At 67.2% G+C, this 21,550-nt stretch carries 18 protein-coding genes and 1 pseudogene; 11 read left to right on the forward strand and 8 right to left on the reverse strand.

Annotation, left to right across the window (positions count from 1 at the left end):
* Positions 1 to 9 precede the first annotated feature (9 nt).
* From AC1DEL_RS19520 to AC1DEL_RS19530, 3 genes are read right to left on the reverse strand one after another with little or no spacing between them, the layout of a single operon-like run.
* A complete protein-coding gene (locus tag AC1DEL_RS19520; RefSeq protein WP_092298200.1) occupies positions 10 to 561 on the reverse strand; it encodes a nucleoside 2-deoxyribosyltransferase in 552 nt (183 codons plus the stop codon).
* A gap of 57 nt (positions 562 to 618) precedes the next feature.
* Positions 619 to 1,446, reverse strand: a complete 828-nt coding sequence (locus AC1DEL_RS19525; RefSeq protein WP_454756854.1) for a tetratricopeptide repeat protein — start codon at positions 1,444 to 1,446, stop codon at positions 619 to 621.
* Entirely contained in the window at positions 1,446 to 3,524 is a 2,079-nt protein-coding gene (locus AC1DEL_RS19530) for a bifunctional 2',3'-cyclic-nucleotide 2'-phosphodiesterase/3'-nucleotidase (RefSeq protein WP_477126142.1), read from the reverse strand. Before AC1DEL_RS19530 ends, AC1DEL_RS19525 begins: the two co-directional genes overlap by 1 nt.
* Positions 3,525 to 3,775: 251 nt before the next feature.
* Between AC1DEL_RS19530 and modA the strand changes: the two genes are divergently transcribed.
* The 3 genes from modA to AC1DEL_RS19545 are packed head-to-tail and all read left to right on the forward strand — an operon-like array spanning position 3,776 to position 6,017.
* Positions 3,776 to 4,534 (forward strand): molybdate ABC transporter substrate-binding protein, encoded by a 759-nt coding sequence (gene modA / locus AC1DEL_RS19535; RefSeq protein WP_477126143.1) that lies wholly within the window; start codon positions 3,776 to 3,778, stop codon positions 4,532 to 4,534.
* A gap of 27 nt (positions 4,535 to 4,561) precedes the next feature.
* Entirely contained in the window at positions 4,562 to 5,278 is a 717-nt protein-coding gene (gene modB / locus AC1DEL_RS19540; protein ID WP_441591826.1) for a molybdate ABC transporter permease subunit, read from the forward strand.
* A gap of 13 nt (positions 5,279 to 5,291) precedes the next feature.
* Positions 5,292 to 6,017: an ATP-binding cassette domain-containing protein gene (locus AC1DEL_RS19545; protein WP_092298186.1), complete on the forward strand. Its 726-nt coding sequence runs from the start codon at positions 5,292 to 5,294 to the stop codon at positions 6,015 to 6,017.
* Here the strand turns inward: AC1DEL_RS19545 and AC1DEL_RS19550 are convergent, their stop codons facing one another.
* The 4 genes from AC1DEL_RS19550 to AC1DEL_RS19565 form a co-directional block, all read right to left on the reverse strand.
* On the reverse strand, positions 6,018 to 6,824 hold the full coding sequence (locus AC1DEL_RS19550; protein ID WP_441644509.1) for a TOBE domain-containing protein: 807 nt from the start codon (positions 6,822 to 6,824) through the stop codon (positions 6,018 to 6,020).
* 85 nt (positions 6,825 to 6,909) lie between these two features.
* Positions 6,910 to 7,152, reverse strand: a complete 243-nt coding sequence (locus tag AC1DEL_RS19555) for an RNA-binding protein (protein ID WP_092298180.1) — start codon at positions 7,150 to 7,152, stop codon at positions 6,910 to 6,912.
* A gap of 39 nt (positions 7,153 to 7,191) precedes the next feature.
* Positions 7,192 to 7,971, reverse strand: a complete 780-nt coding sequence (gene fabI / locus AC1DEL_RS19560; protein ID WP_092298177.1) for an enoyl-ACP reductase FabI — start codon at positions 7,969 to 7,971, stop codon at positions 7,192 to 7,194.
* Positions 7,972 to 7,984: 13 nt separating this feature from the next.
* Positions 7,985 to 10,273: a DUF3141 domain-containing protein gene (locus tag AC1DEL_RS19565; protein WP_477159156.1), complete on the reverse strand. Its 2,289-nt coding sequence runs from the start codon at positions 10,271 to 10,273 to the stop codon at positions 7,985 to 7,987.
* A gap of 275 nt (positions 10,274 to 10,548) precedes the next feature.
* Between AC1DEL_RS19565 and AC1DEL_RS19570 the strand changes: the two genes are divergently transcribed.
* Together AC1DEL_RS19570 and AC1DEL_RS19575 are read left to right on the forward strand one after the other, a co-directional pair.
* Positions 10,549 to 11,517 carry a phosphate acetyltransferase gene (locus AC1DEL_RS19570; protein WP_092298171.1) on the forward strand — a complete coding sequence of 323 codons (969 nt, stop codon included), beginning with the start codon at positions 10,549 to 10,551 and terminating at the stop codon, positions 11,515 to 11,517.
* A 40-nt stretch (positions 11,518 to 11,557) separates the two neighbouring features.
* The gene (locus tag AC1DEL_RS19575; protein ID WP_477108492.1) at positions 11,558 to 12,781 is read left to right on the forward strand and encodes an acetate/propionate family kinase; all 1,224 of its coding nucleotides are present in this window, start codon (positions 11,558 to 11,560) and stop codon (positions 12,779 to 12,781) included.
* An 18-nt stretch (positions 12,782 to 12,799) separates the two neighbouring features.
* Here the strand turns inward: AC1DEL_RS19575 and AC1DEL_RS19580 are convergent, their stop codons facing one another.
* Complete coding sequence (locus AC1DEL_RS19580) at positions 12,800 to 13,561, reverse strand: tyrosine-protein phosphatase (protein WP_477159157.1); 762 nt, start codon at positions 13,559 to 13,561, stop codon at positions 12,800 to 12,802.
* Positions 13,562 to 13,851: 290 nt separating this feature from the next.
* Between AC1DEL_RS19580 and AC1DEL_RS19585 the strand changes: the two genes are divergently transcribed.
* The 6 genes and pseudogenes from AC1DEL_RS19585 to AC1DEL_RS19610 all read left to right on the forward strand — a co-directional run.
* Positions 13,852 to 15,363 (forward strand): DASS family sodium-coupled anion symporter, encoded by a 1,512-nt coding sequence (locus AC1DEL_RS19585; protein ID WP_477126145.1) that lies wholly within the window; start codon positions 13,852 to 13,854, stop codon positions 15,361 to 15,363.
* Positions 15,364 to 15,471: 108 nt separating this feature from the next.
* Entirely contained in the window at positions 15,472 to 16,167 is a 696-nt protein-coding gene (locus AC1DEL_RS19590; RefSeq protein WP_092298159.1) for a transglycosylase domain-containing protein, read from the forward strand.
* A 102-nt stretch (positions 16,168 to 16,269) separates the two neighbouring features.
* On the forward strand, positions 16,270 to 16,740 hold the full coding sequence (locus AC1DEL_RS19595; protein WP_092298156.1) for an MgtC/SapB family protein: 471 nt from the start codon (positions 16,270 to 16,272) through the stop codon (positions 16,738 to 16,740).
* Between the two features lie 224 nt (positions 16,741 to 16,964).
* Positions 16,965 to 19,312 (forward strand): annotated as a pseudogene (locus tag AC1DEL_RS19600) (type VI secretion system Vgr family protein).
* Entirely contained in the window at positions 19,309 to 20,160 is an 852-nt protein-coding gene (locus AC1DEL_RS19605; RefSeq protein WP_477109055.1) for a DUF4123 domain-containing protein, read from the forward strand. The pseudogene AC1DEL_RS19600 and the gene AC1DEL_RS19605 overlap by 4 nt, the downstream one beginning before the upstream one ends.
* 5 nt (positions 20,161 to 20,165) lie before the next feature.
* Positions 20,166 to 21,550 (forward strand): T6SS effector BTH_I2691 family protein (locus tag AC1DEL_RS19610; RefSeq protein WP_477126146.1); only part of this gene is annotated, 1,385 nt, incomplete at its 3' end.

The raw sequence follows: 21,550 nt of genomic DNA on the forward strand, positions 1-21,550 counted from the left end.
ATCTATTAGTCAGTCTTCCGGGCCGCCGGCTTCCAGCGCCTGCGCCCGGCGTGCGGCGCGGCGCCGGTCCGCCTCGCCCATCGCAGCCAGGCAGGCCTCGGCATCGCCAGCCACCAGCCGCACGCTGCAGGCCAGCATCAGGTTCTTGGACAGGCCGAAGTCCTCCACCACGTAGCCGCGCGCATCGAGCGCCTCGCCATCGGCATCGGTGCCCACGCGCACGCGGTCCAGCAGCGTGCCGGCATCGGCCGAATAGGCCCACACCGGCTTCTGGAGCGCCACCGCGAAACCCACTTCGAACGCCGTGCCGCTGTCCGGCTCGCCCGGGCCGCGAAAGTCATCGAGATTGGCCATGACGAGGTCCGCGCGGCGGATCAGCGCGAGATTGGCCTCATAGATCCACTGCGCGGTGTCGGGGCCGGAGAGGCCGGCCGGCGCAGCCTTGTCGAGCGGATACAACCCTTCGTAGCCGTGCTGGGCGCACAGCGCCTTGAGGTGCGCGCCGTGGGCGAGCGCGTCCTTGCGGAAAACGTCGAATCCGGCGAGATAGATCGATTTCATGGGGCGTGAGGTGTGGGCATCCGTCGTGGGATGCCAGCTTACCGGATGCCAGCCACCTCAGGGGGTCAGCGCCGGGTGCCGCAGTGCGTGCGCCGCCTCGGCCATGTGCTGCCGGTACGCCTTGTCGTCGCGCGCGAGGCCCAGTTCGCCGTTGAGGTAGGCCATGGCCAGGGCCTGGAGCGCCGCCGGATGCTCGCGCTCAGCCGCGGCTTCGTACCAGTCCACGGCGCGGGCGTCGTCGCGCGGCACGCCCTCCCCGTCGCGGTAGGCGTTGGCCAGCAGGAACATGGCCTGCGCCACGCCGCCCTCGGCTGCCACGGTGAGCCAGCGCACGGCTGCCGGGGCGTCCGGCGCGCGGCCATAACCGCCCCGGCACAGCAGGCCCAGGTAGTACGCGGCGCCTGCATCGCCGGCGCGGGCGGCGGCTTCGAGGTGGGTCCAGGCGCGCGGGAGGTCCGGCTGGCGCACCGACAGTTGCCCCAGCATCGACGCCTTGCCGAGCACGAAGTGGGCGCGCACGCTGCCGCTGTCGGCGGCCAGGCGCAGCCAGCGCTCGCCATCGGCGCGCGAGAGCGCATCGGGGCGGGCCAGCAGCGTCTCGCCCAGCGCGGCGCGGGCGGCGGTCTCGCCCGCATCTGCCGCCCGAGCCAGCCGCGACAGCCCGTCGGCATCGGCGGCCATGCTGGCCATGCGCTGCCACTGCGCCAGTTCGGCCTGGCGCGCCTCGGCATGGTGGCGCCACGCGGCGGCACCGGCCACGCCGGCTGCGGCCACCGTCACCGCCACCAGCGCGGCGGCGAACAGCGGATGGGCCCGGCGGCGCCGGAAGGCGGGCGGGAAGGTGGCGGTAGCGGTGGCGGTGGCAGTGGCGGCAGCGGCGGTCATCACAGGCTCAGGTCGATCTTGTACTGCGACAGGTTCTTGTTCGCGCCATCGTCGGCCTTGTCGAGCGTGATGTTGGTCAGGCCCGCATCGACCGCCTGCTGGAGCATGCCCACGCCCGAGCTGAACACGACCTTGCCAGCCGTCGTCACTGGCGTGAAGCGCCAGCTACGCGCGCTGCCGTGCGCTGCACGCGTCACATTCGCCGCGTTCTTGATATAGGCGATCAGCACGTCGCGGTTGGCGTCCGGCGAGGCGTACACGGTCTTCGTGCCATCCAGCCCCGGGAAGTTGCCGCCACCGCTGGCGCGGTAGTTATTGGTGGCGACGATGAACGACATCGCTGCCGTGACCGGCGCGCCCTGGTAGGTCAGGTTCTTGATGCGGCTGCCCACCGGCTGGGTGACGTCGATCTCGTACTGCATGTCCGCCGAAGTGAACATGTCGAAGTTGTAGCCCGGGAAGCTGCTGATCAACTGCTGGTCCGTGGCCAGCACCGGGTTGATCTGGTTGAAGCGCTTGGCGGCCGTCTCCAGCCACGCCTTGACCTCGTCGCCATTCACCTTCACCGCGTAGACCGTGTTCGGATACAGGTACAGGTCGGCCGCGTTGTTGATCGCCAGATTGCCGGCGGAGACGTCGGTGTAGTCGCTGCCGCCGCCGAAGCCGCTCTTGAACGGCGCGGAGACCGACAGCACCGGCAGGCTGGCCAGCGCGGGCTGGTTGACGGTGAGGTAGTCCTTCACGTACTGGGCCTGGGCCATGTTGACGATCTGGATCGCGCCGGGGTCGCCCACATCGGCGAAATAGCTCGACATGCGGTAGTTCGTGGCGCCGATCGGCGTCTTCACGTACTGGATGGTGGCCTGGTGCTCGGTGTCGATGGCGGCTGCCACGGAGGCGTCCGCCGCCACATAGGTCTTGTCGGCGTTCTGGATCGAGCGCGCCTGGACCGTGGTGCCGGCGCGGTCCACCGACCACTTGCTGCCGTCATAGGCCAGCGCGAGGTTGATCACGCCCAGGTGCTTGCCCCAGTAGTTGGCCATCACGGTCGGCACGCCGTTGACCGTCCCCTTGACCTTGTCCACGCCGGGCAGGTTGAACTGCGGCACGGTGCTGGTGGCGTCCGGGAAGATCTGGTGCGAGTGGCCGATCAGCATGGCGTCCACGCCCGCCACCTTCGACAGGTGGTAGCTGCCGTTCTCCATGTCCGGCGAGTAGGTGGAGGCGTCCAGCCCGCCGTGGGAAATCACCACGATCAGGTCGGCGCCCTTGGCGCGCATCTCGGGGATGTACTTCTGGGCGGTTTCCACCGCGCCTTCGGTATAGACCTTGCCGTCGAGCCAGCGCTTGTCCCAGCTCAGGATGGCCGGCGGCGCGAAGCCGATGATGCCGACCTTGAGCGGCGCGGTGACCGGCTTGCCGTCCGGGCCCGTGGCGGTGACCGTCTTGGTCAGGATCGCGTAGGGCTGGAACAGCGGCGCGCGGGTCTTCACGCTGTAGACGTTCGCCAGCACCTGCGGGAACTTCGGCCCGGCGCAGACCGTCTGCGTGCCCGGCTCGGGCAGGCCATCGACATTGAAACGGCTGCCCGTGACCTGGCTCAGGTACGGCAGGCCGTAGTTGAACTCATGGTTGCCGATGCCGCCGCCGTCGTAGCCGGCGGCGTTCATCACCTTGTACATCGCCAGCGTCTCGCTGCAGGCCACCGGCTTCACCAGCGCCTGGTAGTCGGACAGCGCGGTGCCCTGGATGGTGTCGCCGTTGTCCAGCAGCAGGCTGTTCGGGAATTCCTGGCGGGCGGCCTTGATCAGCGTGGCCACGCGCTCGAAGCCGAGCGACGGGTCATCGGCCAGCTTGAAGTAGTCGTAGCTACGGACGTTGGTGTGCAGGTCGGTGGTTTCCAGCAGCGCCAGTGTGGCCTTGGTGCCGGCCGGCACCGTGGCCGCCGGGGTGCCGCCATTGCCGCCATTGTTGTTGGTGGGGCTGTCGTCGGAGCCGCACGCGGCCACGATGGCCACCGTGCCGGCCAGGAGCGCCGCGAGGGTGGCGGACTGCAGACGGGAGATGCGGTGTGACATGGTCTCGGATTCCCTTTTTGCGTGTTTTTTGTTGTGCTGCTGTGCGCTGGGGATTTTGGTGAGCCAAGGCGTCAATGCTGTGACAGTCGCGGGATGGGCCGCCTTGTGTCATTTTGTGTCGTTTACAACACATATTGCCCCACAGGACTATTCGATCCGGCTGAAGATGGCTATACGCCCGGCGGATTGACGCAGCGCTATATAGCAACTTATATTGCGCCTGTGACGTCCAGGCGACCTACCCCTCTCATATGACTCCCTTTCTCCGCCGCACCGTTTTCGCCGCCGCCCTGACCTTTGGCGCTGCGCCCTCCGCGTTTGCCGCCGACCTCGTGGTCTCGGCCGCCGCCAGCCTGACCAATGCGTTCAAGACGCTGGCCGAGCAGTATGAGAAGGTGCATCCCGACACCAAGGTCGTGCTGAACTTCGGCGCCTCGGACGTGTTGATGCAGCAGATCGTGCGCGGCGCGCCGGCGGACGTGTTCGCCTCCGCCGACCAGGACGCGATGAACAAGGCCGAGGCCGAGAAGGTGATCCAGCCGGACTCGCGCAAGGATTTCGCCGCCAACCAGGTGGTGCTGATCGTGCCGACCGACAGCAAGCTGGGCATTGGCGCACTGCGCGACCTGACCCGCGCGGACGTGAAGCGCGTGGCCTATGGCAACCCGTCGTCGGTGCCGGTGGGCCGCTATACCAAGGGCGCGCTGGAGGCCGAAAGCCTCTGGGAAGCCGTCTCCGCCAAGGGCGTGCCGGCGCAGAACGTGCGCCAGAGCCTGGACTACGTGGCGCGCGGCGAGGTCGACGCCGGCTTCGTGTTCGCCACCGACGCGGCCATCATGCCGGACAAGGTGAAGGTGGCCGTACGCGTGCCGAACCGCACGCCGGTGACCTACCCCATCGCCATCACCACGCAGACCAAGCAGCCGACGCAGGCTGCCAGCTTCGTGCAGTACGTGCTGTCGCCGGACGGCCAGGCCGTGCTGGCGAAGTACGGCTTCCAGAAGCCGTAATCCCCTTTTCAGGATCCCCACATCGTCATGGATGGCATCTGGACCCCGCTCCTGCTCTCGCTCAAGGTGGCGGGATGGGCGACGCTGCTCAACGCCGTGCTGGGCGTGGCGGCGGCGTATGGCATCGCGCGCTGGCGCTCGTCGGCGCGGGATGTCGTCGATGCGATCCTGACCCTGCCGCTGGTGCTGCCGCCCACCGTGCTCGGCTACTACCTGCTGGTGCTGGTGGGCCGGCGCGGCGTGTTCGGCGCCTGGCTCGAATCGATCGGCATCACGCTGGTCTTCACGTGGCAGGGCGCGGTGCTGGCCTCCACGGTGGTGGCGTTCCCGCTGGTGCTGAAGTCCGCGCGGGCTGCCTTCGAGGGCGTGGATCACCAGCTTGAGAACGCCGCCCGGGTGCTGGGCGTGTCCGAGACCGGGATCTTCTTCCGGGTGACGCTGCCGCTGGCGCTGCGCGGCATCGTGGCCGGCGTGCTGCTGGCCTTCGCGCGCGCGCTGGGCGAGTTCGGCGCCACGCTGATGATCGCCGGCAACCTGCCGGGCCGCACCCAGACGCTGTCCGTGGCCATCTACGAGGCGGTGCAGGCTGGCGACGACAACACCGCCAACCTGCTGGTGTTGGTGACGTCGGTCACCTGCGTGGTGCTGCTGGTGATTGCCGGCCGGCTGGTGCCGCCGGCTGCGCGCGGTCTTGGCGATAGTTACGAGCGGCGCCGCTTCCGGCGCGGCCCGGCCACGCGCTGACGGTGAGATCGCCATGAGCATGCACGTCACCATCCGCAAGCGCATTGTCACGGCTGACCGCCAGTTCGCGCTCGACATCGACTTCGATTCCGACAGCCGGCGCATCGCCATGTTCGGCCCGTCCGGCGCCGGCAAGAGCCTGACGCTGCGCGCGATTGCCGGGCTGCTGGCGCCCGACAGCGGTCGCATCGTCCTGAACGGCCGCGTGCTGTTCGACAGCGAGACCGGCGTGGACGTGCGCCCGCAGGAGCGCCGCGTGGCCTACCTGTTCCAGGACTACGCGCTGTTCCCGCACCTGACCGTGGCGCAGAACATCGCCTTCGGGCTCAGCCAGGGCTGGCGCAACCCGGCGCGCCGCGCGCTGCCGCCCGAGGCTGCGCGCTGGGTGGATGCCTTCGGGCTGCGCGAGATCGTCAACCAGTATCCGATCCAGATTTCAGGGGGACAGAAGCAGCGCGTGGCGCTGGCACGCGCGCTGGTGGCGCAGCCGGACATCGTCCTGCTGGACGAGCCGTTCTCGGCCCTGGACCCTGCGCTGCGCACGCGGATGCGCGCCGAGCTGCGCGCGCTGCAGGAGAGCCTGGACGTGCCGATGGTCGTCATCTCGCACGACCCGAAGGACGTGGAAATACTGGGCGACCACGTGCTGGAGATCCGCGACGGCCGCATCCACGGCGGCGGGCGCGGTAGGCAGCATCCGCCGGTCTACGCTCCGCAGCAGCCCGCGCACGCCATCTAGTCAGGCCATCGTCCCAAGGATCACGCTGGAGGCCTTGAAGATCGCCAGGGCGCGGACGCCCTCTTTCAGCCCCAGATCCGCCAGCGACCCATTGGTGATGATGGCCGCCACGGTGCCGCCGCCGTCGAGGTCCAGCACGATCTCGGCATTGACGGCGCCCGGCACCACGCGGGCCACCACGCCCGGCAACTGGTTGCGGGCGGACAGCCGCATGCCCGGATCGGGCAGCCCGATCAGCACCGACGACGCCTTGACCAGCGCGAACGCCTCGGCGCCGGGCGCCAGGCCCAGCGTCTCGACGCTCTCGTGGGTAATCGTCGACACTACCTGCTGGCCGCCCGAGAGCGTCAGCGTGACTTCGTCATTGACTGCGCCACTGCGCACGGCGGCCACGCGGCCGAACAGCTTGTTGCGGGCACTGGTCTGGATCATAAGGCGCCTCATCAGGTGGATGTCATCGGGATTGGCGTCGGAAATCGCCCCGCCCAGCTTGTCGAGATAGGCGACGAAGCGGGCGTGCTCGGTTTCCATCGCCCGGTAGGTGCGGATCAGCCGCTCGGCGCGTTCGGTCAGCCGCGTGCCGCCGCCGCCCTTGCCGCCCGCGGCGCGCGAGACCAGCGGCTCGCCGGCGCTGTTGTTCATGGCGTCGATGGCGTCCCACGCGGCCTTGTAGCTGATGCCCACCGCGCGCGCGGCGGCGGTGATCGAGCCACGCTCGCCAATGGCGGCCAGCAGCGCGATGCGGTCGCGTCCGCCCCAGTCCTGCGTGCCGGCGCGAAACCAGATGGCGCCTTGGAGTTCTAGCATGTGGAGGTGTACGGTTGCCGAGGTGCGGCTATGGTACTGCGAAGCGGTTCCCCCGGCGACCTCCCCGCCCTCCCCGCCATCCTCCTCAGCTCTGGTGCGCCGGGATGTACCAGCGCATCACGCTGCCGGCGAAGTATTGCTTGTCGAGCTGGCGCAGCAGGCGCCATGCGGTGAAGGGGTCCACCGCCAGGTCCACCCAGGCCCACGGGTGATTGGGATCGCCATCGCGCACCAGTTCCACCGAGTTCACGGGCGCGTAGCCCTTGAGCTTGTCCCGCAGCATGTCCTCGGTCACATCCCGATGCAGCCCACGGATCAGTACCTGCATTACAGCCTCTCCTGGTTACCAAAGTCTTGCGCCGCCGCGCTACGCCATGATGTGCACGCCACCGTCCACGTAGACCGTGTTGCCGGACAGCCGGCGCGCGTAGGGCGTCGCCAGGTAGGCCGTGGCGAAGCCCACGTCCATGATGTCGACCAGTTCGCCAAGCGGCGCGCGGCCGGCGGCCTCCGCGAGCAGCAGGTCGAAGTCCTTGAGCCCCGAAGCCGCGCGCGTCTTCAGCGGCCCTGGCGAGATCGCATGCACGCGGATGCCCTGCGGCCCCAGCTCGTGCGCGAGGTAGCGGCAGCTGGCCTCGAGCGCGGCCTTCACCGGCCCCATCAGGTTGTAGTTCGGCACCACGCGGTTGGCGCCGTCGTAGCTCATCGCGAACAGCGTGCCGCCTTCGGTCATCAGCGGCACCGCGCGGCGCGCCATGCGGATGAACGAGTGGCACGAGACATCCATGGCCCGGGCGAAGCCCTCGGCGGACGAATTGAGCAGCCCGCCCTGGAGGTCCGCCTTCGGTGCGAAGGCCACCGAATGCACCACGGCGTCCAGCCGGCCCCAGTCCTCGGCGATGCGCGCGAACAGCGCAGTCATCTGCGTCTCGTCCTCCACGTTCAGCGGCATGAAGATTGGGGCGGCGACCTGCGCCGCCAGCGGCGCCACGTGCGGATGCGCCTTGTCGTTGAGGTAAGTCATGGCGATCTCGGCGCCCAGCTCGCGGAACGCGCGCGCGCAGCCCCAGGCGATCGAGTCTTCATTGGCCACGCCCACCACCAGCACACGGGCGCCGGCCAGCGGCGGATTGGGTACCTGCACCATGGCGCGGCCCTCCTCAGGTGGCGGAATCGGTGGCCGCACCGGCCTCGGCGTCGCGCGTGGCCGGGCTGCTGTGGTCCGCGCCGAGCACGGCGGCCACCTGGCGATAGCGCGCCAGCCAGTCGTCATCGAGCGGCCCGCCCACGGTCAGCACACGATGCGCGAGCACCATCACGCGGCGGCGCTCCTTCATGTCCGGCACCAGCGCCGGCAGCGCCTGCAGCGCCGCAGCGGCATCGAGGCTCACCACATAGCTCTGGCGCCAGACCGCGTCCTTGAACTGCGCCAGCGTCACGCGCTTCTCCGGCGGGTTCTCGCGCGCGAGCTTGCGCAGCAGGTTGAACGGCCGCTCCTCGATGGCGGACTTGCCCTCCGTCACGTAGGCCAGGATGCGCGTGAAGGCGTCGAGCGCGGTGCCCTCGCCCACGTGCGCCAGCGCCTCGCGCTTGCGCAGTTCGGCCACCTCCGCGCGCAGCGCGTGGATGGCCGGCGACTCCGCGCGCCGCGCCGTGGTCTCCATGCCGAGCATCGCCGGCAGCCACGGCGTGGCGTAGAGCGATTCGAACCACTGCTCCTGCCAGGCATCGCGCACGTCGCGGTACTGGTTCAGCATCGTGACGATCTGGTCGGACATCGCCGTCTGCATCGCCATGAACGGGTTGTCGGCCGAAACCGGCTGGCGATGCTCGCGCACCATCGGCGCCAGCGCGCCGACCCAGGCCATCAGCGGATTGGTGTCGCTGGCGAGCTTGCGCTCCATGCGCGAGGGATGGGTCTCGCGGATCGCCTCGGCGGTGACTTCGGTGGCGGCGGCGCGGACGAACGGCGACGCATAGGTGTCGTACAGATGCTGGTTGATCTCGGCCACGCGGCGCACCACCTCGAACGGGCGCTCGTCGTCTCGACCATCGTCGAGCGCGAGAATATCGTCGATGGTGCGGCGCTCGAAGCGGACCAGGTAGCGGCCCTCGATCAGGTCGCGGTGCGAGGTCCCCGGCGCCACGTCCTCGATCTTCGCTTCATAGAGCCCGGGCGGCAGCACGTCGATCAGGTCGAGCGCGCAGAACAGCTCGGTGTGCTCGCGGTTGGCCACGCTGGCCGAGACGAAGATGCCGAGGTGGCCAATCGACGGATGCAGGCAGTAGACGATGGTCTGCTGGTTGGCCACGATCTCGTCCACGTTGGCGTAGAGATCGGGGATCCAGTTCAGCGCCTGCTGGGGCGGCGTGATGTTGTCGCCCCAGGACGCGAATACGATCACGGGCGAGCGCACGTTGCGCAGGTCGATCACGGTCTCGCCATCGGCGCTGTGGATCTCACCGGCGGTCAAGTGGTTGCCGACGAACAGGTTCTGGACGATCCAGTCGATCTCCTCGCGGTTCATCAGGAAGTGGCCGCCCCACCAGCGCTCGAACTCGAGGAAGCGCGGGCCTTCCGTATCGGCCTTGGCGTAGACGTTGTAGAGCTTTTCCCAGAGCGCGTTGGCCGGGTTGAGCTTCTCGAAGTTCTGCACCAGCCACGCGCCGTCGAAGCGGCCGTTACCCATGTCGGCGGCCRGCGAGGAGAGCCATGAGCCGCCGAGCAGGCCGCCGCTGTAGCGCATCGGATTCTTGCCGCGCACGCCGGCCCAGTACGCCACGGGCGCGCCGGCCAGCAGGATCGGGCCGGTCACGTCGGGCGCGGCGGCGGCCAGGATCAGCAGCGCCCAGCCGGCCTGGCAGTTGCCGACCACGAACGGCTTGCCCGGCGCGTTCGGATGGCGCTCGGCCACCGCTAGCAGGAAGGTGGCTTCGAGCCGCGCCACGTCCTCGATGGTCTGCCCCGGGCAGGGATCGCGGAAGAAGGTGATGAAGTAGCACGGATGGCCGCCACGGATGGCGTTGCCGATTTCACTGTCGGCCTTGAAGCCGCCGATGCCGGGGCCATGGCCCGCGCGCGGGTCCATCACCACGAAGGGGCGCTTGTCGGGATCGGTCGGATTGGCCTCCGGCGGGACGATGCGCAGCAGCGCGTAATTGACGGGCTTGGGCATCGTGCGCCCGTCCATCAGCAATTCATGTTCGAACACCAGCACGGGCGGCATGCCACCGCGCTCGTGCTCGGCCGTCTCGTTGCCGCGCCGGCGCAGGATGTCGAGGAAGAGGATGCTGCGCTGCCAGGCGTCGACGCCATACTCCCAGGCGGCCTGGGCCAGGGGATGGGCAGCGTAAGCGGAGATTGCCGAGAGATCTGGGAACGGCGGAGGCGATGCGGATTCATCTTGCGCGGGAGCGGGACCGCTCCCGGCGGGTTGGCGTGCATTCATTCCGATTCTCCCCTCTGGGAAGGTGTGGAGGTGGTCAGACGGGTCGCAGCGGCGTACTAGGCGCCTGTTGCGATGCAGCAAGTAAAAATCTACCAGCCTCGGCGGACGAAGACAACCGATGGCGCAGATTCGTGCAATTTCCGCGCCGGATATGACGCTGGCGTGTCATCGTCGCCCGACCTATACTCGCAGATGCCGTTTGCGCAATGCAGCATCCTTGGCCCCCGGGGGATGCCTGCCCGACTCCAGAATATTGGTTCCAGGGAACGCTGCCCATGCTCACACCTACGTTGGACCCGTCCGCGTTGCCGCCGACCGGCGACAAGTACGCCATGCTGCTCGCGCGCTGCGCGGGCCTGCCGCCGATTCCCACCGCCGTGGCCCATCCGTGCGACTACAGTTCGCTCGATGGCGCGCTCGAGGCGGCTCGGCTCGGCCTGATCGTGCCACTGCTGGTCGGCCCCGAAGTCCGCATCCGCCATGTCGCGGCGGAACACGGGCTGTCGCTGGAAGGCACCCGCATCCTCGACGTCCCGCACAGCCACGCCGCCGCCGCGCGTGCCGTGGAAGCGGTGCGTGCCGGCGAGGCCGAACTGCTGATGAAGGGCAGCCTGCACAGCGACGAGCTGATGCACGCGGTGGCCAGTTCGGCGAGCGGCCTGCGCACGGGCCGGCGCCTCTCGCACGTGTTTGCGATGGACGTGCCCACCTATCACAAGCCGCTGTTCATCACCGACGCGGCGGTCAACATCTTCCCCACGCTGAACGAGAAGGCCGACATCGTCCGCAACGCCATCGACCTGGTGCGCGTGCTCGGCATCGAGACGCCCAAGGTGGCGATCCTCTCCGCCGTGGAAACCGTCACCGACAAGATTCCGTCGACCATCGACGCGGCAGCGCTCTGCATGATGAGCCGGCGCGGCCAGATCGAAGGCGGCATCCTCGACGGCCCGCTGGCCTTCGACAACGCGATCAGCAAGGCCGCAGCGGACACCAAGGGCATCCACTCCGAGGTGGCCGGCGACCCCGACATCCTGCTCGTGCCGGACCTCGAGGCCGGCAACATGCTCGCCAAGCAGCTCACCTTCCTGGCCGGCGCCGAGGCCGCCGGCATCGTGCTGGGCGCACGGGTGCCGATCATCCTGACGAGCCGTGCCGACAGCGTGCGCGCGCGCATCGGCAGTTGCGCCATCGCCGTGCTGCTTGCGCATGCGCGCCGCACCGCCGCCGCTGTGCCCGCCTGAGCGCGATGCCAGCGCCAAGACAGTCGCCAGGAGAATCATCTTGAGTACCGTCCATCCCGTGATCCTCGTTGTCAACGCCGGGTCATCGAGCGTGAAGGTTTCCATCTACGTGGTGCCCGAGTCGGCGCATCACAATGTCGATATCCAGCCCGAACTGGCCGCGCACGGGCAGATCGAGGGCATCGGCGTGGCGCCGCGCCTGACCGCGCGCATGGCCGACGGCCGCGTCGTGGCCGATGAGCAGTTTCCCGTGGAGCAGGTGGCCGACCACGATGCCGCCTTCCGCCTGATTCGGCTGACGCTGAGCGTGGGCCTGCGCGATACGCCACCGGTGGCGGTCGGCCATCGCGTGGTGCATGGCGGCGCAGACTTCGCCGATGCGGTGGCGATCGACGACAACGTGATCGAGCGGCTGGAGGCCCTCGTCCCGCTCGCCCCGCTCCACCAGCCGCATAACCTGACCGCGATCCGTGCGGTGCGCGCCGCCGTGCCGGAGCTGCTGCAGGTGGCCTGCTTCGACACCGCCTTCCACGCCGGCCACGACCCGCTCGCGCAGTTGATGGCGCTGCCGTACGAGTACTACGAGCGCGGCATCCGCCGCTATGGCTTCCACGGGCTGTCGTATGCGTATATCGCGCGCCGGCTGCGGCAGGTGGCGCCGGACCTCGCCGAAGGCCGTGTCATCGTGGCGCATCTTGGCAACGGCGCCAGCCTCTGCGCGATGCGCGAGGGCCGGAGTGTGGAATCGACAATGGGACTGACCGCGCTGGATGGCATGCCGATGGGCACGCGCTGCGGCAATATCGATCCGGGCGCGGTGCTGTGGCTCGCCGCGCAAGGCATGGAAGCCGATGCGATCCAGGCCATGCTGTACGGCCAGTCGGGGCTCAAGGGGATTTCCGGCATCAGCAGCGACATGCGCGTGCTGCTGGCCAGCAACGAGCCGCGTGCGGTGCTGGCGGTGAACTTCTACGCCTATCGCGCCGCGCAGGAGATCGGCAAGCTGGCCGTCACGCTGGGCGGGCTCGATACGCTGGTGTTCACGGCAGGCATCGGTGCGAACTCCGCCGAGGTGCGTGCGCGCATCTGCGCCTACCTCGACGGGCTGTTCGGCGTCCGCCTTGACGAGCAGGCCAATGCCGCCAACACCCAGCGCGTGAGCCGCGACGACAGCCGCGTGCCCGTGCTGGTGCTGCCGACCGACGAGGAAGGCATGATTGCGCTCTCCACCGCGCGCATCCTGCGCGAGCGCGGCGGACTGTAGTAGCGGCGGCGGCCGGGCTCAGGCTTCGAGATAGTGGCCGCGCAGGCGGTCGATATCGACGCCAAGACCATCGGCCAGATAAGCCTCCAGGCCGCCGTGCGCCTGCTCGATGGCGGCGATCGACGCCTCCAGGTATTCCGGCCGCACCTCGAGCAACGGCATGATGACGTCGGGCGGCACGCCCAGCGCCTCGGTTCGCGCGAGGATCGCCTCGTTGAAGCGGCGGTTCCAGTGGTTGGACTCGAGGTAGTTGGCGACGATGTCGTCCCGCGCCACGCCAAGCGCGGACAGCAGCAGCAGCGACGCAAAGCCGGTGCGGTCCTTGCCGGCCGTGCAGTGGTAGTACAGCGTGCCGCCTGTCTCCGCATTGCGCAGGAAGCCGCCGAACGCGTCGCGATAGCGCACCGGGAAATCGCGGTAGACATCGACCATAAAGGCGTGGACCTGCGCCGGCGTGCTGTCACGCAGGCGCGGCATCAGCACGTCCATCGCCATGCTGCCCTCCAGCACCGGCACGGGAATCCAGCGGAAGCGCTCACCGAAGGCGGCCTCCTRCGGGGACTTCTCGCCAGTCGAGCGGAAGTCGATGACCATGTCGAGGCCCAGCGCATGCAGGCGATCCAGGTCCGCCACGCTGGCCAGCGCCGGATTGCCGCTGCGAAAGAGCTTGCCGTGACGCACGCGGCGCCCATGCGCGCCGACGAGGCCACCGAGGTCACGTGCGTTGCTGATCGTCTCCAGCGGTAGGCACGGACGAATGTGTGTTGCGTGAGTCACCATGTCGGTGTCCGGTTAAGGGTGATCGAAGGGTTTTCAACATCGTCCCCAATTATTTCAGATCGAGGACACGCGGCGCCATCGGGAATCGCCCAATGTCCGCCATCCGTTGCGCCGCCGTGACGCACCGTGTGTCGCCCCCGATGCCTGATCTTGCAGAGGCTTGATCCTGGACAAATCGCGCTGACGCGGTGCCTTGGCATGGGCAGGCACGCTTCTCATAATGCGTGGGTCGACCGCGGCGACCCTGCGTGACGACCGCGTCGACAGGCTCATCCACTTAGGAAGTCAAGATGCCTGACTCGCATATCTCTGCTGCACCTGCCGCCGCCAAGTCGGCGCCCGTCACCCCCAAGGTGACCCTCCACTGGGGCTTGTACCTCGCCCTCGCCGTGCTCGCCGCGGTACTCCTGATACCTACGCCCGAAGGGCTTCCCATCGCCGGGCAGCGCATGCTCGCCATCCTCGCCTTCGCCGTGGTCGTGTGGATCACCGAGGCGGTGACCTACGAGACCAGCGCGATCATGATCACCTCGCTGATGGCGGGCCTGATCGGCTTCGCGCCGACGGTGGCCGATTCCACGGTCAACTACGGCACCTCGCGCGCGCTGGGCATGGCGCTGGCCGGCTTCTCGAACACGGCGCTCGCGCTGGTGGCGGCCGCGCTGTTCATCTCGGCTGCGATGACCGTGACGGGACTCGACCGGCGCATCGCGCTGGTCACGCTCTCCGCCATCGGCACCAGCACGCGCCGCATCCTCATCGGCACCATCGCGGTCACGATCATCCTCAGCCTGGTCGTACCCAGCGCCACCGCGCGTAGCGCCTGCACGGTGCCGATCATGATGGGCGTGATTGCCGCGTTCGGCGTGGACAAGAAGTCCAATACCGCCGCCGGCATCATGATCATGGTGGCGATGGCCACCAGCGTGTGGAACGTCGGTATCCAGACCGCCGCCGCGCAGAACCTGCTGACCGCCGGCTTCATGGACAAGCTGCTCGGGGAGCGCGTGACCTGGCTGCAATGGCTGATCGCCGGCGCGCCGTGGGCGCTCATCATGTCGGCGGTGCTCTATTTCCTCGTGCGCTGGCTGCTGCCGCCTGAAACCGATGCGATTGCCGGCGGCAAGGAAGCCGTGCAGCGCGAACTGGCCGCGCTCGGGCCGATGACCGGCCCGCAGAAACGTCTCGCCGCCGTCGCCATCGGCCTGCTGGTGTTCTGGGCGACCGAGGGCAAGCTGCACAGCTTCGACACCGCGACGATCACCTTCGTCGGCCTGGTGATCCTGATGCTGCCGCGCTTTGGCGTGATGGACTGGAAGACCATGCAGGCGCGCACGCCGTGGGGCACGCTGATCGTGTTCGGCGTCGGCATCAGCCTTGGCACCGCGCTGCTGACCACGCAGGCCGGCCAGTGGCTCGGCAAGTTCGTGGTCACGCATTCCGGCCTTGCCGACCATGGCGTGCTGATGGTCTTCGCGGTGCTGTCCGCGTTCCTGATCCTGATCCATCTGGGGTTCGCCAGCGCCACCGCGCTGACCGCCGCGCTGCTGCCCATCCTGATCTCGGTGCTCCAGACGCTGCCGGGCGACATCAACAAGGTCGGCATGACCATGCTGCTCGGCTTCACGGTCAGCTTCGGCTTCATCCTGCCGATCAACGCGCCGCAGAACATGGTCTGCCTCGGCACGGACACCTTCAACGGCCGACAGTTCGCCCGCGTGGGCATTCCGCTGACGATCATCGGCTATGGCCTGATGCTGCTGTTCGCGGCCACGTACTGGCGCTGGCTCGGCTGGGTCTGACCGCCGTCCCCGCCAACAAGACGCCCCCATCACGAAACCCGTGCCCGAATTAAGGCGGGCGATCGGCAATTTCCGAATCGTCATCGGACCCATGGCAAAATATGCGCCATGCAACGCCTCTGGTCCGCCTTCGTCAAACTCGTCCTGCTCGCCGTACTCGGCGGTGCGTTGCTCATCGCCTTCGCGGTACTGGTGGCCGACCGCCAGCTTCCGTCGCTCGACTCCCTGACCGCCTTCCGCAAGACGCCGGACTATGTCGAGCTACGCCAGTTCCCGCCGGCGCTACGCGAGGCGGTGGTGGCCATCGAGGATGACCGCTTCTATCTCCATGACGGCGTGGACTACGTCGGCGTGATGCGGGCCGGCATCGCCAATCTCTCGGACGACCTCTCCCAAGGGGCGTCCACCATCACCATGCAGGTGGCGCGCAACTTCTTCCTGTCGCGCCAGAAGACCTACACGCGCAAGCTCTACGAAGTGCTGATGGCCTACCGGATCGAGCGCGCGCTGACCAAGGACGAGATCCTTGAGATCTATCTGAACAAGATCTACCTCGGCCAGGGCGCCTATGGCTTCGACGAGGCCGCCCAGACCTACTTCGCCAAGCCCGTGGCCCAGCTCTCGCTGGCCGAATGCGCGATGCTGGCCGGCCTGCCCAAGGCGCCATCGGCCAACAATCCCGTGGTCAACCCGCGCCGGGCGCGGCAGCGGCAGACCTATATCCTGCTACGGATGATGGAACTGGGCCGTATATCGCGCGCCCAGTACGACGCCGCGCTGCTCGAGCCGCTGCGCCTGCGCTGAATTTGGGCTGACCTCGGCACTTCCGCTGTCAGCCGGCGCCCGACTGCGCGCGCAGCGCCCTGCATGCTAGCCTCCCCGCAAGACGATCACGGAGAGCCTGCCATGGATGGGATCTGGGGAGAGGTCTACAGCACGCTGCGTTCGGAATTTGCCGATATCCCCGATGTCGCGGAACTGACCCGCATTCTCACGCGGCTCACGCTCGCGATCGTGCTGGGCGGGCTGATCGGGTTCGAGCGGGAAGCGGCCGGCAAGGCCGCCGGCTTGCGCACGCACATGCTCGTGGCGCTGGGATCGGCGCTGTTCGTGCTCGTGCCGCTGATGGCGGGCATGGAGGTCGCGGACATGAGCCGCGTGCTTCAGGGCGTGGCGTCCGGCATCGGCTTCCTGGGCGCGGGCGCCATCATCAAGCTCAACAGCGAGGAAAACATCCAGGGCCTGACTACGGCCGCCAGCATCTGGACCGTGGCCGCCATCGGCGTGGCTTGCGGCCTCGGCCGCGAAAGCACGGCCGTGGTCGGCACGCTGTTCGGGCTCGTGATCCTGCAGGTGCTCTATCGGCTCAAGAAGTAGCACGATGATCTTTCGCGCCCGCTAGCATGCACGGCGGGCTAGAGATATAGAAGAACCCTGAATCTGCATGGCGATTGAGCCTTGATCAAACGCCTCTGAGTTACCCCAGCCAAAGCATTTCCACCCCCTGAGAATCCGTTTATCGTGCGGCGCGCAAGGCACGCGTCGCACGACGCGTTGTCCTTGCAGCAGGCTTTATCAGGCTGACAACGGAGCGCAAAGGCATGGCGGATCTTGGGGAAGAACTGAAGGCTTACGGCGGCGCGCTGGACGAGGGGCTGACCGGGCGTCAGGCCTATTTCCTGGCGGTGCCCGGCGCGGCAAGCGCGGCGGGGCTGTCCGTGGTCTCCTTCAAGGCCGTGGAACGCCTGGGCGAGCCCTACGCCGTCACCATCCAGCTCACGCACCCGCTCGAACTGAGTCAGGCCGACTACCTGGGCAAAGCGGCAACGTTTTCCATCGAGCCGGCCGACGGCGCGCTGCCACGCCAATTCGCCGGCTGCATCACGCAGTTCAGCAAGACCCGCCAGACGCACGATTTCTGTGGCTACGAGATCGTGGTAGAGCCCCTTGTTGCACGCCTGCGCCTCACGCAGGCCAGCCGCATCTACCAGCGGCAGACCTTCCCGGAGATCATCGAGGCGATCCTGCGCCGGCACGAACTCAAGGGTCACCAGTTCATCTTCCGGCTGCGGCGCAAGTATCCGCAGCTTGCGTTCCGCATGCAGTATCGGATGTCCGACTGGGACTACATCCGGCTGCTGATGGAGCAATCCGGCATCTATTCCTATTTCACCCCGGGCAAGTTTGGCGAGATGATCGTCTTCGGTGACGACATCGACCATTACCTCTACCAGCCGGAACTGCGGGTGCCGTACCGGGAGACGGCGGGGCTGGAGTCCGGGCAGGAAACGGTGTTCGCGCTCAAGACCATGCGAAGACCATCCCAGCATCGTTCCGGGTGGCGGACTTCAACCCCGACAAGGCCTGGGAACGACCTACCGGCGACGCCAACGTCGCACGCAAGGAGAAGACGACCTACGGCGAATCCTATGTCTACGGTGCCCATCACCTCGACTTCGACGATGCCAAATGGGAGGCGCAACTGCGCCATGAGGCAAAGGTTGCCGAACAACTGGTCTACGCCGGCGAGAGCAACGTGCTGGCGCTCTGCCCGGCGCGCATCCTGCGCATGGACATGGCCCTGCCCGACGCGCCCAATGGCCAGGTCATCACCGAGGTCATCCACACCGGCGCCCGCGACGCCGCCTATCGCAATACGTATCGGGCGATTCCTTCCGACCGGCGCTTCCGGCTGCCGATGGACGAGGCGAAATGGCCGCGCATTGCCGGCACGCTGAGCGCGCGCGTCACATCGCCGGGCGATTACAAGTACGCCTACCTGACCCAGCACGGCCACTACATCGTCCGCTTCGATTTCGACTTCGACGCATGGCCCAAGGGCGGCGAAAGCGTGCCGCTGGCGCTGGCCAAGCCGTTCGCCGGCGCGCGGCAGACCGGTTTCCACTTCCCGCTGGTGGACGGCACCTACGTGGACGTCGCTTTCCGTGACGGCAATCCCAACAAGCCCTACATCGCACATGTGCAGCACAACAGCCAGCACGGGGACCTGATCACCAACCAGGACCGCTGGCTCTCGCGCAACGTGATCCGCACGCAGAGCAACAACAAGCTGCGCTTCGAGGACTGGGAGGGACAGGAAGGCATCAAGCTTTCCACCGAGTATGCGGGCAAGAGCCAGTTGAACCTTGGGTGTCTGGTGGATAGCAAGAGGAAGACGCGCGGGGAGGGTTTCGAGCTTCGCACGTCGGGTTGGGGCGCGATACGGGGTGGGAAGGGGCTGCTGCTGTCAACCGATGACCAACCGAAAGCGGGTGGGGCGCAACTCGACATACAGGAGGCGATGAAGCGCCTTGGCGACGCGCAGGCCCGCGTGGAGGGACTGGCGCAGGCCGCGCAGATTGCCCAGGCGGATGCCGCCGATGCGAAGGCAATGCAGGAGGTGCTCCAGACCCAGATCAAGGATCTGCAGCAGGCGGTCATGCTGCTTTCGGCCAACGCCTCCATCGCCATTATCACCCCCGACGCCATCCTGCAAAGCGCAGGCACCGACCTGACGATGACAGCGGGCGCGAATGCCGACGTCGGTGCGCTACGCCGATTCACGGTGGYGGCAGGCGAGTCCATCTCGCTGTTCGCGCAAAGGATGGGTTTGAAGCTGTTCGCGAGCAAGGGAAAGGTCCAGATCCAGGCGCAACACGACGAAATGGAACTCGTCTCTCAACAAAACATGACCATCAGCAGCAGCGAGGGGCACGTCGTGCTGCAGGCGAGGAAGTCCGTCACGCTGACCGACGGCGGCGGCGCCTACATCAAGCTGGAGAACGGCAACGTGACGATCGCCTCGCCAGCGCAGGTGACCATCAAGATGGCCAACTTCAAGTGGGACGGCCCCGATAGCATCGCCGGAAAGTTTCCTGGGTTTTCCGCATGTAGTAAATCGGCCGACGCCGCTGCGGGAGCGGGTGAGAACAGTGTGGCCTTGACATGACGACCCCCAACCAGACCATGCCGCCTTCGGCCGGCGCAATTTCCACATGCCAGCCGCCCTCACTTTTCCATGGTGGATACCTGTTGCTCGACCCCGGCGCGTTTCGCGCCACCGAAGAGCTGACTCCGCTCCACGGACGTGTCTGCGTTCCGACTAACTGGAGCGGCGATCTCACCGGCTTGCCGATGCTGATAGATCTGCGCCAGTGTGGTGAACGGCAAGTGCAGTGGCTGGAATCCATCGTGGGCGAAGAGTACGAAGCTCAACAGCTTGAGCCGCTGTCGCGACCGCGCATCTGTGCGCATCTCAAGGCGCCCGTTCCCGTAGATGCGCTCGCGTCTCACCTGGCGAATCAGATGCTCGTGCTGCCGATCGACAAGACTCGCAATCGGTCTGGGCAGGGGGCGCTATGGCGATTCTTTGATCCTCGGGTGTTCGCCAATCTTTGTTGGCTGCTGAATCCGGACCAACTGGCGGTATTGCTCGCGCCGGTCTCGACATGGGCGTTCCCATGGTTTGGCAACTGGTTTGCCATCGACATGGCGGCGAATGGCGGGTCTACGCTAGACGAGATCCCGCAAGAACGGATCGCCGGGTTCACGCCCATCGAGATCGACCTATGGGCGCGCGCCCAGCGCATCGCCCTGGTCAACCAGGTCCTCGCACGCCTGGCTTTGCCGCGAGACCTCTCCTGGGCGCAGCGTGCGGCGCAAGCGATGCGCATTGAGCCGGACCTCGCCGTCATGCTGACGCCCGAGGACTACGACCACCTGGCCCAGCGGCACGCGATGATCACCGAGCCCCTGCCGCCAGCCGATACCTCGAACACTCGAACCTTGGGGACCTGACGTCTATGGCCATCGAAAAAACATGCGGCTACTGCGACAAGCGTGGCCTGCTCATCCTGCCCGTGCGCTATGCGATAGCACCCATCGACATGGGGCTACCGGCGGTCACCGCGCCACTGAAGGTGGAAGACACCGCCCGTAGCGTCGGCAAAGGCCAGAAGCAGGACCTGACGCTGCATGGCAGCGCGCGCTACACGACCCGCTTGCTACGCTGCGGCTACCTGTATGTGTATGACGAAAAACGCGATCGAATGGACGCTTACTGGATCTCAGAGGATGGCTACTACAGGAGCATTCCCGCGGCGACCGTCGTATCGGAAAGCTCAAGATCGCTCAAGCCTTGCAGTGACGCCGGACACGTGGAACTCGCCGGATGCATCGGCATCCCGGACGCCACGCAGGCAGGCATCGTCTGGTTCGGTTACTCCGACGTGCAATGGACGCGAAGCGTCATGGACGCGCACAGGGGGGCCGCCGGCAAGCCGCTGCGTGAACTGCATATGCGTGCCTTCGATGCGGGCGCGTGGGCCAAGGCGCACCAAACCTCACCAGGCAAGCCAGCCGGCAACGCCCGGGGCAACACGCCCCATGCGGTGCCGATCGGCGCCCTGGCCACCACCGTGGCCGACTACGTAGCTATCGCCAAATCGGCACCCATCGGCCCCCGCGCCTTCATGCCGCCTTCCGCGCCCAACTTTAGTGGGCGCGTAGGGCGAACCGATGCCACCCAATCAGCTTGTCGGCGTCGCAGCCCGGACATGCAGGCCGCGATCATCGCACTGGACGACCCGGCCGGCGTTGCGCAGGACCTCGCCGCCCTGATCCACTGGCATCAGGAGCGCTTGCTGGACACGTACGTGCCAGCCGGCAAGTACGACAAGAAAAACGGCTACGGCAACTATCCCACCACGCACCGGAATCTGGCTGCACTGGATGGTGCCATCAAGTCATTCCGGCAATCCAATGATGAAAAGGTGAAACTCCAAGTGTTCCACAAGGCGGATGTCCTTGCGGACTACCTCAAGGTCAGCTACGAAGTTGCGAGCCAAGACACGGCGTCGCGCGGGGGAATGGCCGCACCGCCGGACACACCGGAAGACGTCAAGAGAAAACAGGAAATGGATGCGGCGATCCGGAATCCTTCGCCGCAGACGATCCAGTCTGCCCAGAATGAATCGTGGGGCGAATATCTGCGCCGCTTCAAGCCGGAACTCCATAGCGCGTGGCGCAATGAGTTCAAAACGCAGTCTGACGCGCTCCAGGCCCAGCACGTCGAACCCCTGGCGAAGGCCCACGCCGCGTGGATGCGGAGCAACCTGCTCGCCAACAAGCTCGACTGCACGCACGATGGGAGCAATGCGCTAAGCGGCGACGCCTACGCGGAGACCTT

It is taken from the genome of Cupriavidus sp. 10L43_2 (genome assembly GCF_056395265.1).

Excerpts from the sequence above, each read along its gene's own strand:
- AC1DEL_RS19605 (WP_477109055.1), top strand. The coding sequence starts at position 19,309 with ATGACGACCCCCAACCAGACCATGCCGCCTTCGGCCGGCGCAATTTCC.
- AC1DEL_RS19555 (WP_092298180.1), bottom strand. The coding sequence starts at position 7,152 with ATGCAGGTACTGATCCGTGGGCTGCATCGGGATGTGACCGAGGACATG.
- AC1DEL_RS19550 (WP_441644509.1), bottom strand. The coding sequence starts at position 6,824 with ATGCTAGAACTCCAAGGCGCCATCTGGTTTCGCGCCGGCACGCAGGAC.
- AC1DEL_RS19545 (WP_092298186.1), top strand. The coding sequence starts at position 5,292 with ATGAGCATGCACGTCACCATCCGCAAGCGCATTGTCACGGCTGACCGC.
- AC1DEL_RS19585 (WP_477126145.1), top strand. The coding sequence starts at position 13,852 with ATGCCTGACTCGCATATCTCTGCTGCACCTGCCGCCGCCAAGTCGGCG.
- AC1DEL_RS19520 (WP_092298200.1), bottom strand. The coding sequence starts at position 561 with ATGAAATCGATCTATCTCGCCGGATTCGACGTTTTCCGCAAGGACGCG.
- AC1DEL_RS19570 (WP_092298171.1), top strand. The coding sequence starts at position 10,549 with ATGCTCACACCTACGTTGGACCCGTCCGCGTTGCCGCCGACCGGCGAC.
- AC1DEL_RS19525 (WP_454756854.1), bottom strand. The coding sequence starts at position 1,446 with ATGACCGCCGCTGCCGCCACTGCCACCGCCACCGCTACCGCCACCTTC.
- modA (WP_477126143.1), top strand. The coding sequence starts at position 3,776 with ATGACTCCCTTTCTCCGCCGCACCGTTTTCGCCGCCGCCCTGACCTTT.
- AC1DEL_RS19595 (WP_092298156.1), top strand. The coding sequence starts at position 16,270 with ATGGATGGGATCTGGGGAGAGGTCTACAGCACGCTGCGTTCGGAATTT.
- AC1DEL_RS19530 (WP_477126142.1), bottom strand. The coding sequence starts at position 3,524 with ATGTCACACCGCATCTCCCGTCTGCAGTCCGCCACCCTCGCGGCGCTC.
- AC1DEL_RS19590 (WP_092298159.1), top strand. The coding sequence starts at position 15,472 with ATGCAACGCCTCTGGTCCGCCTTCGTCAAACTCGTCCTGCTCGCCGTA.
- modB (WP_441591826.1), top strand. The coding sequence starts at position 4,562 with ATGGATGGCATCTGGACCCCGCTCCTGCTCTCGCTCAAGGTGGCGGGA.
- fabI (WP_092298177.1), bottom strand. The coding sequence starts at position 7,971 with ATGGTGCAGGTACCCAATCCGCCGCTGGCCGGCGCCCGTGTGCTGGTG.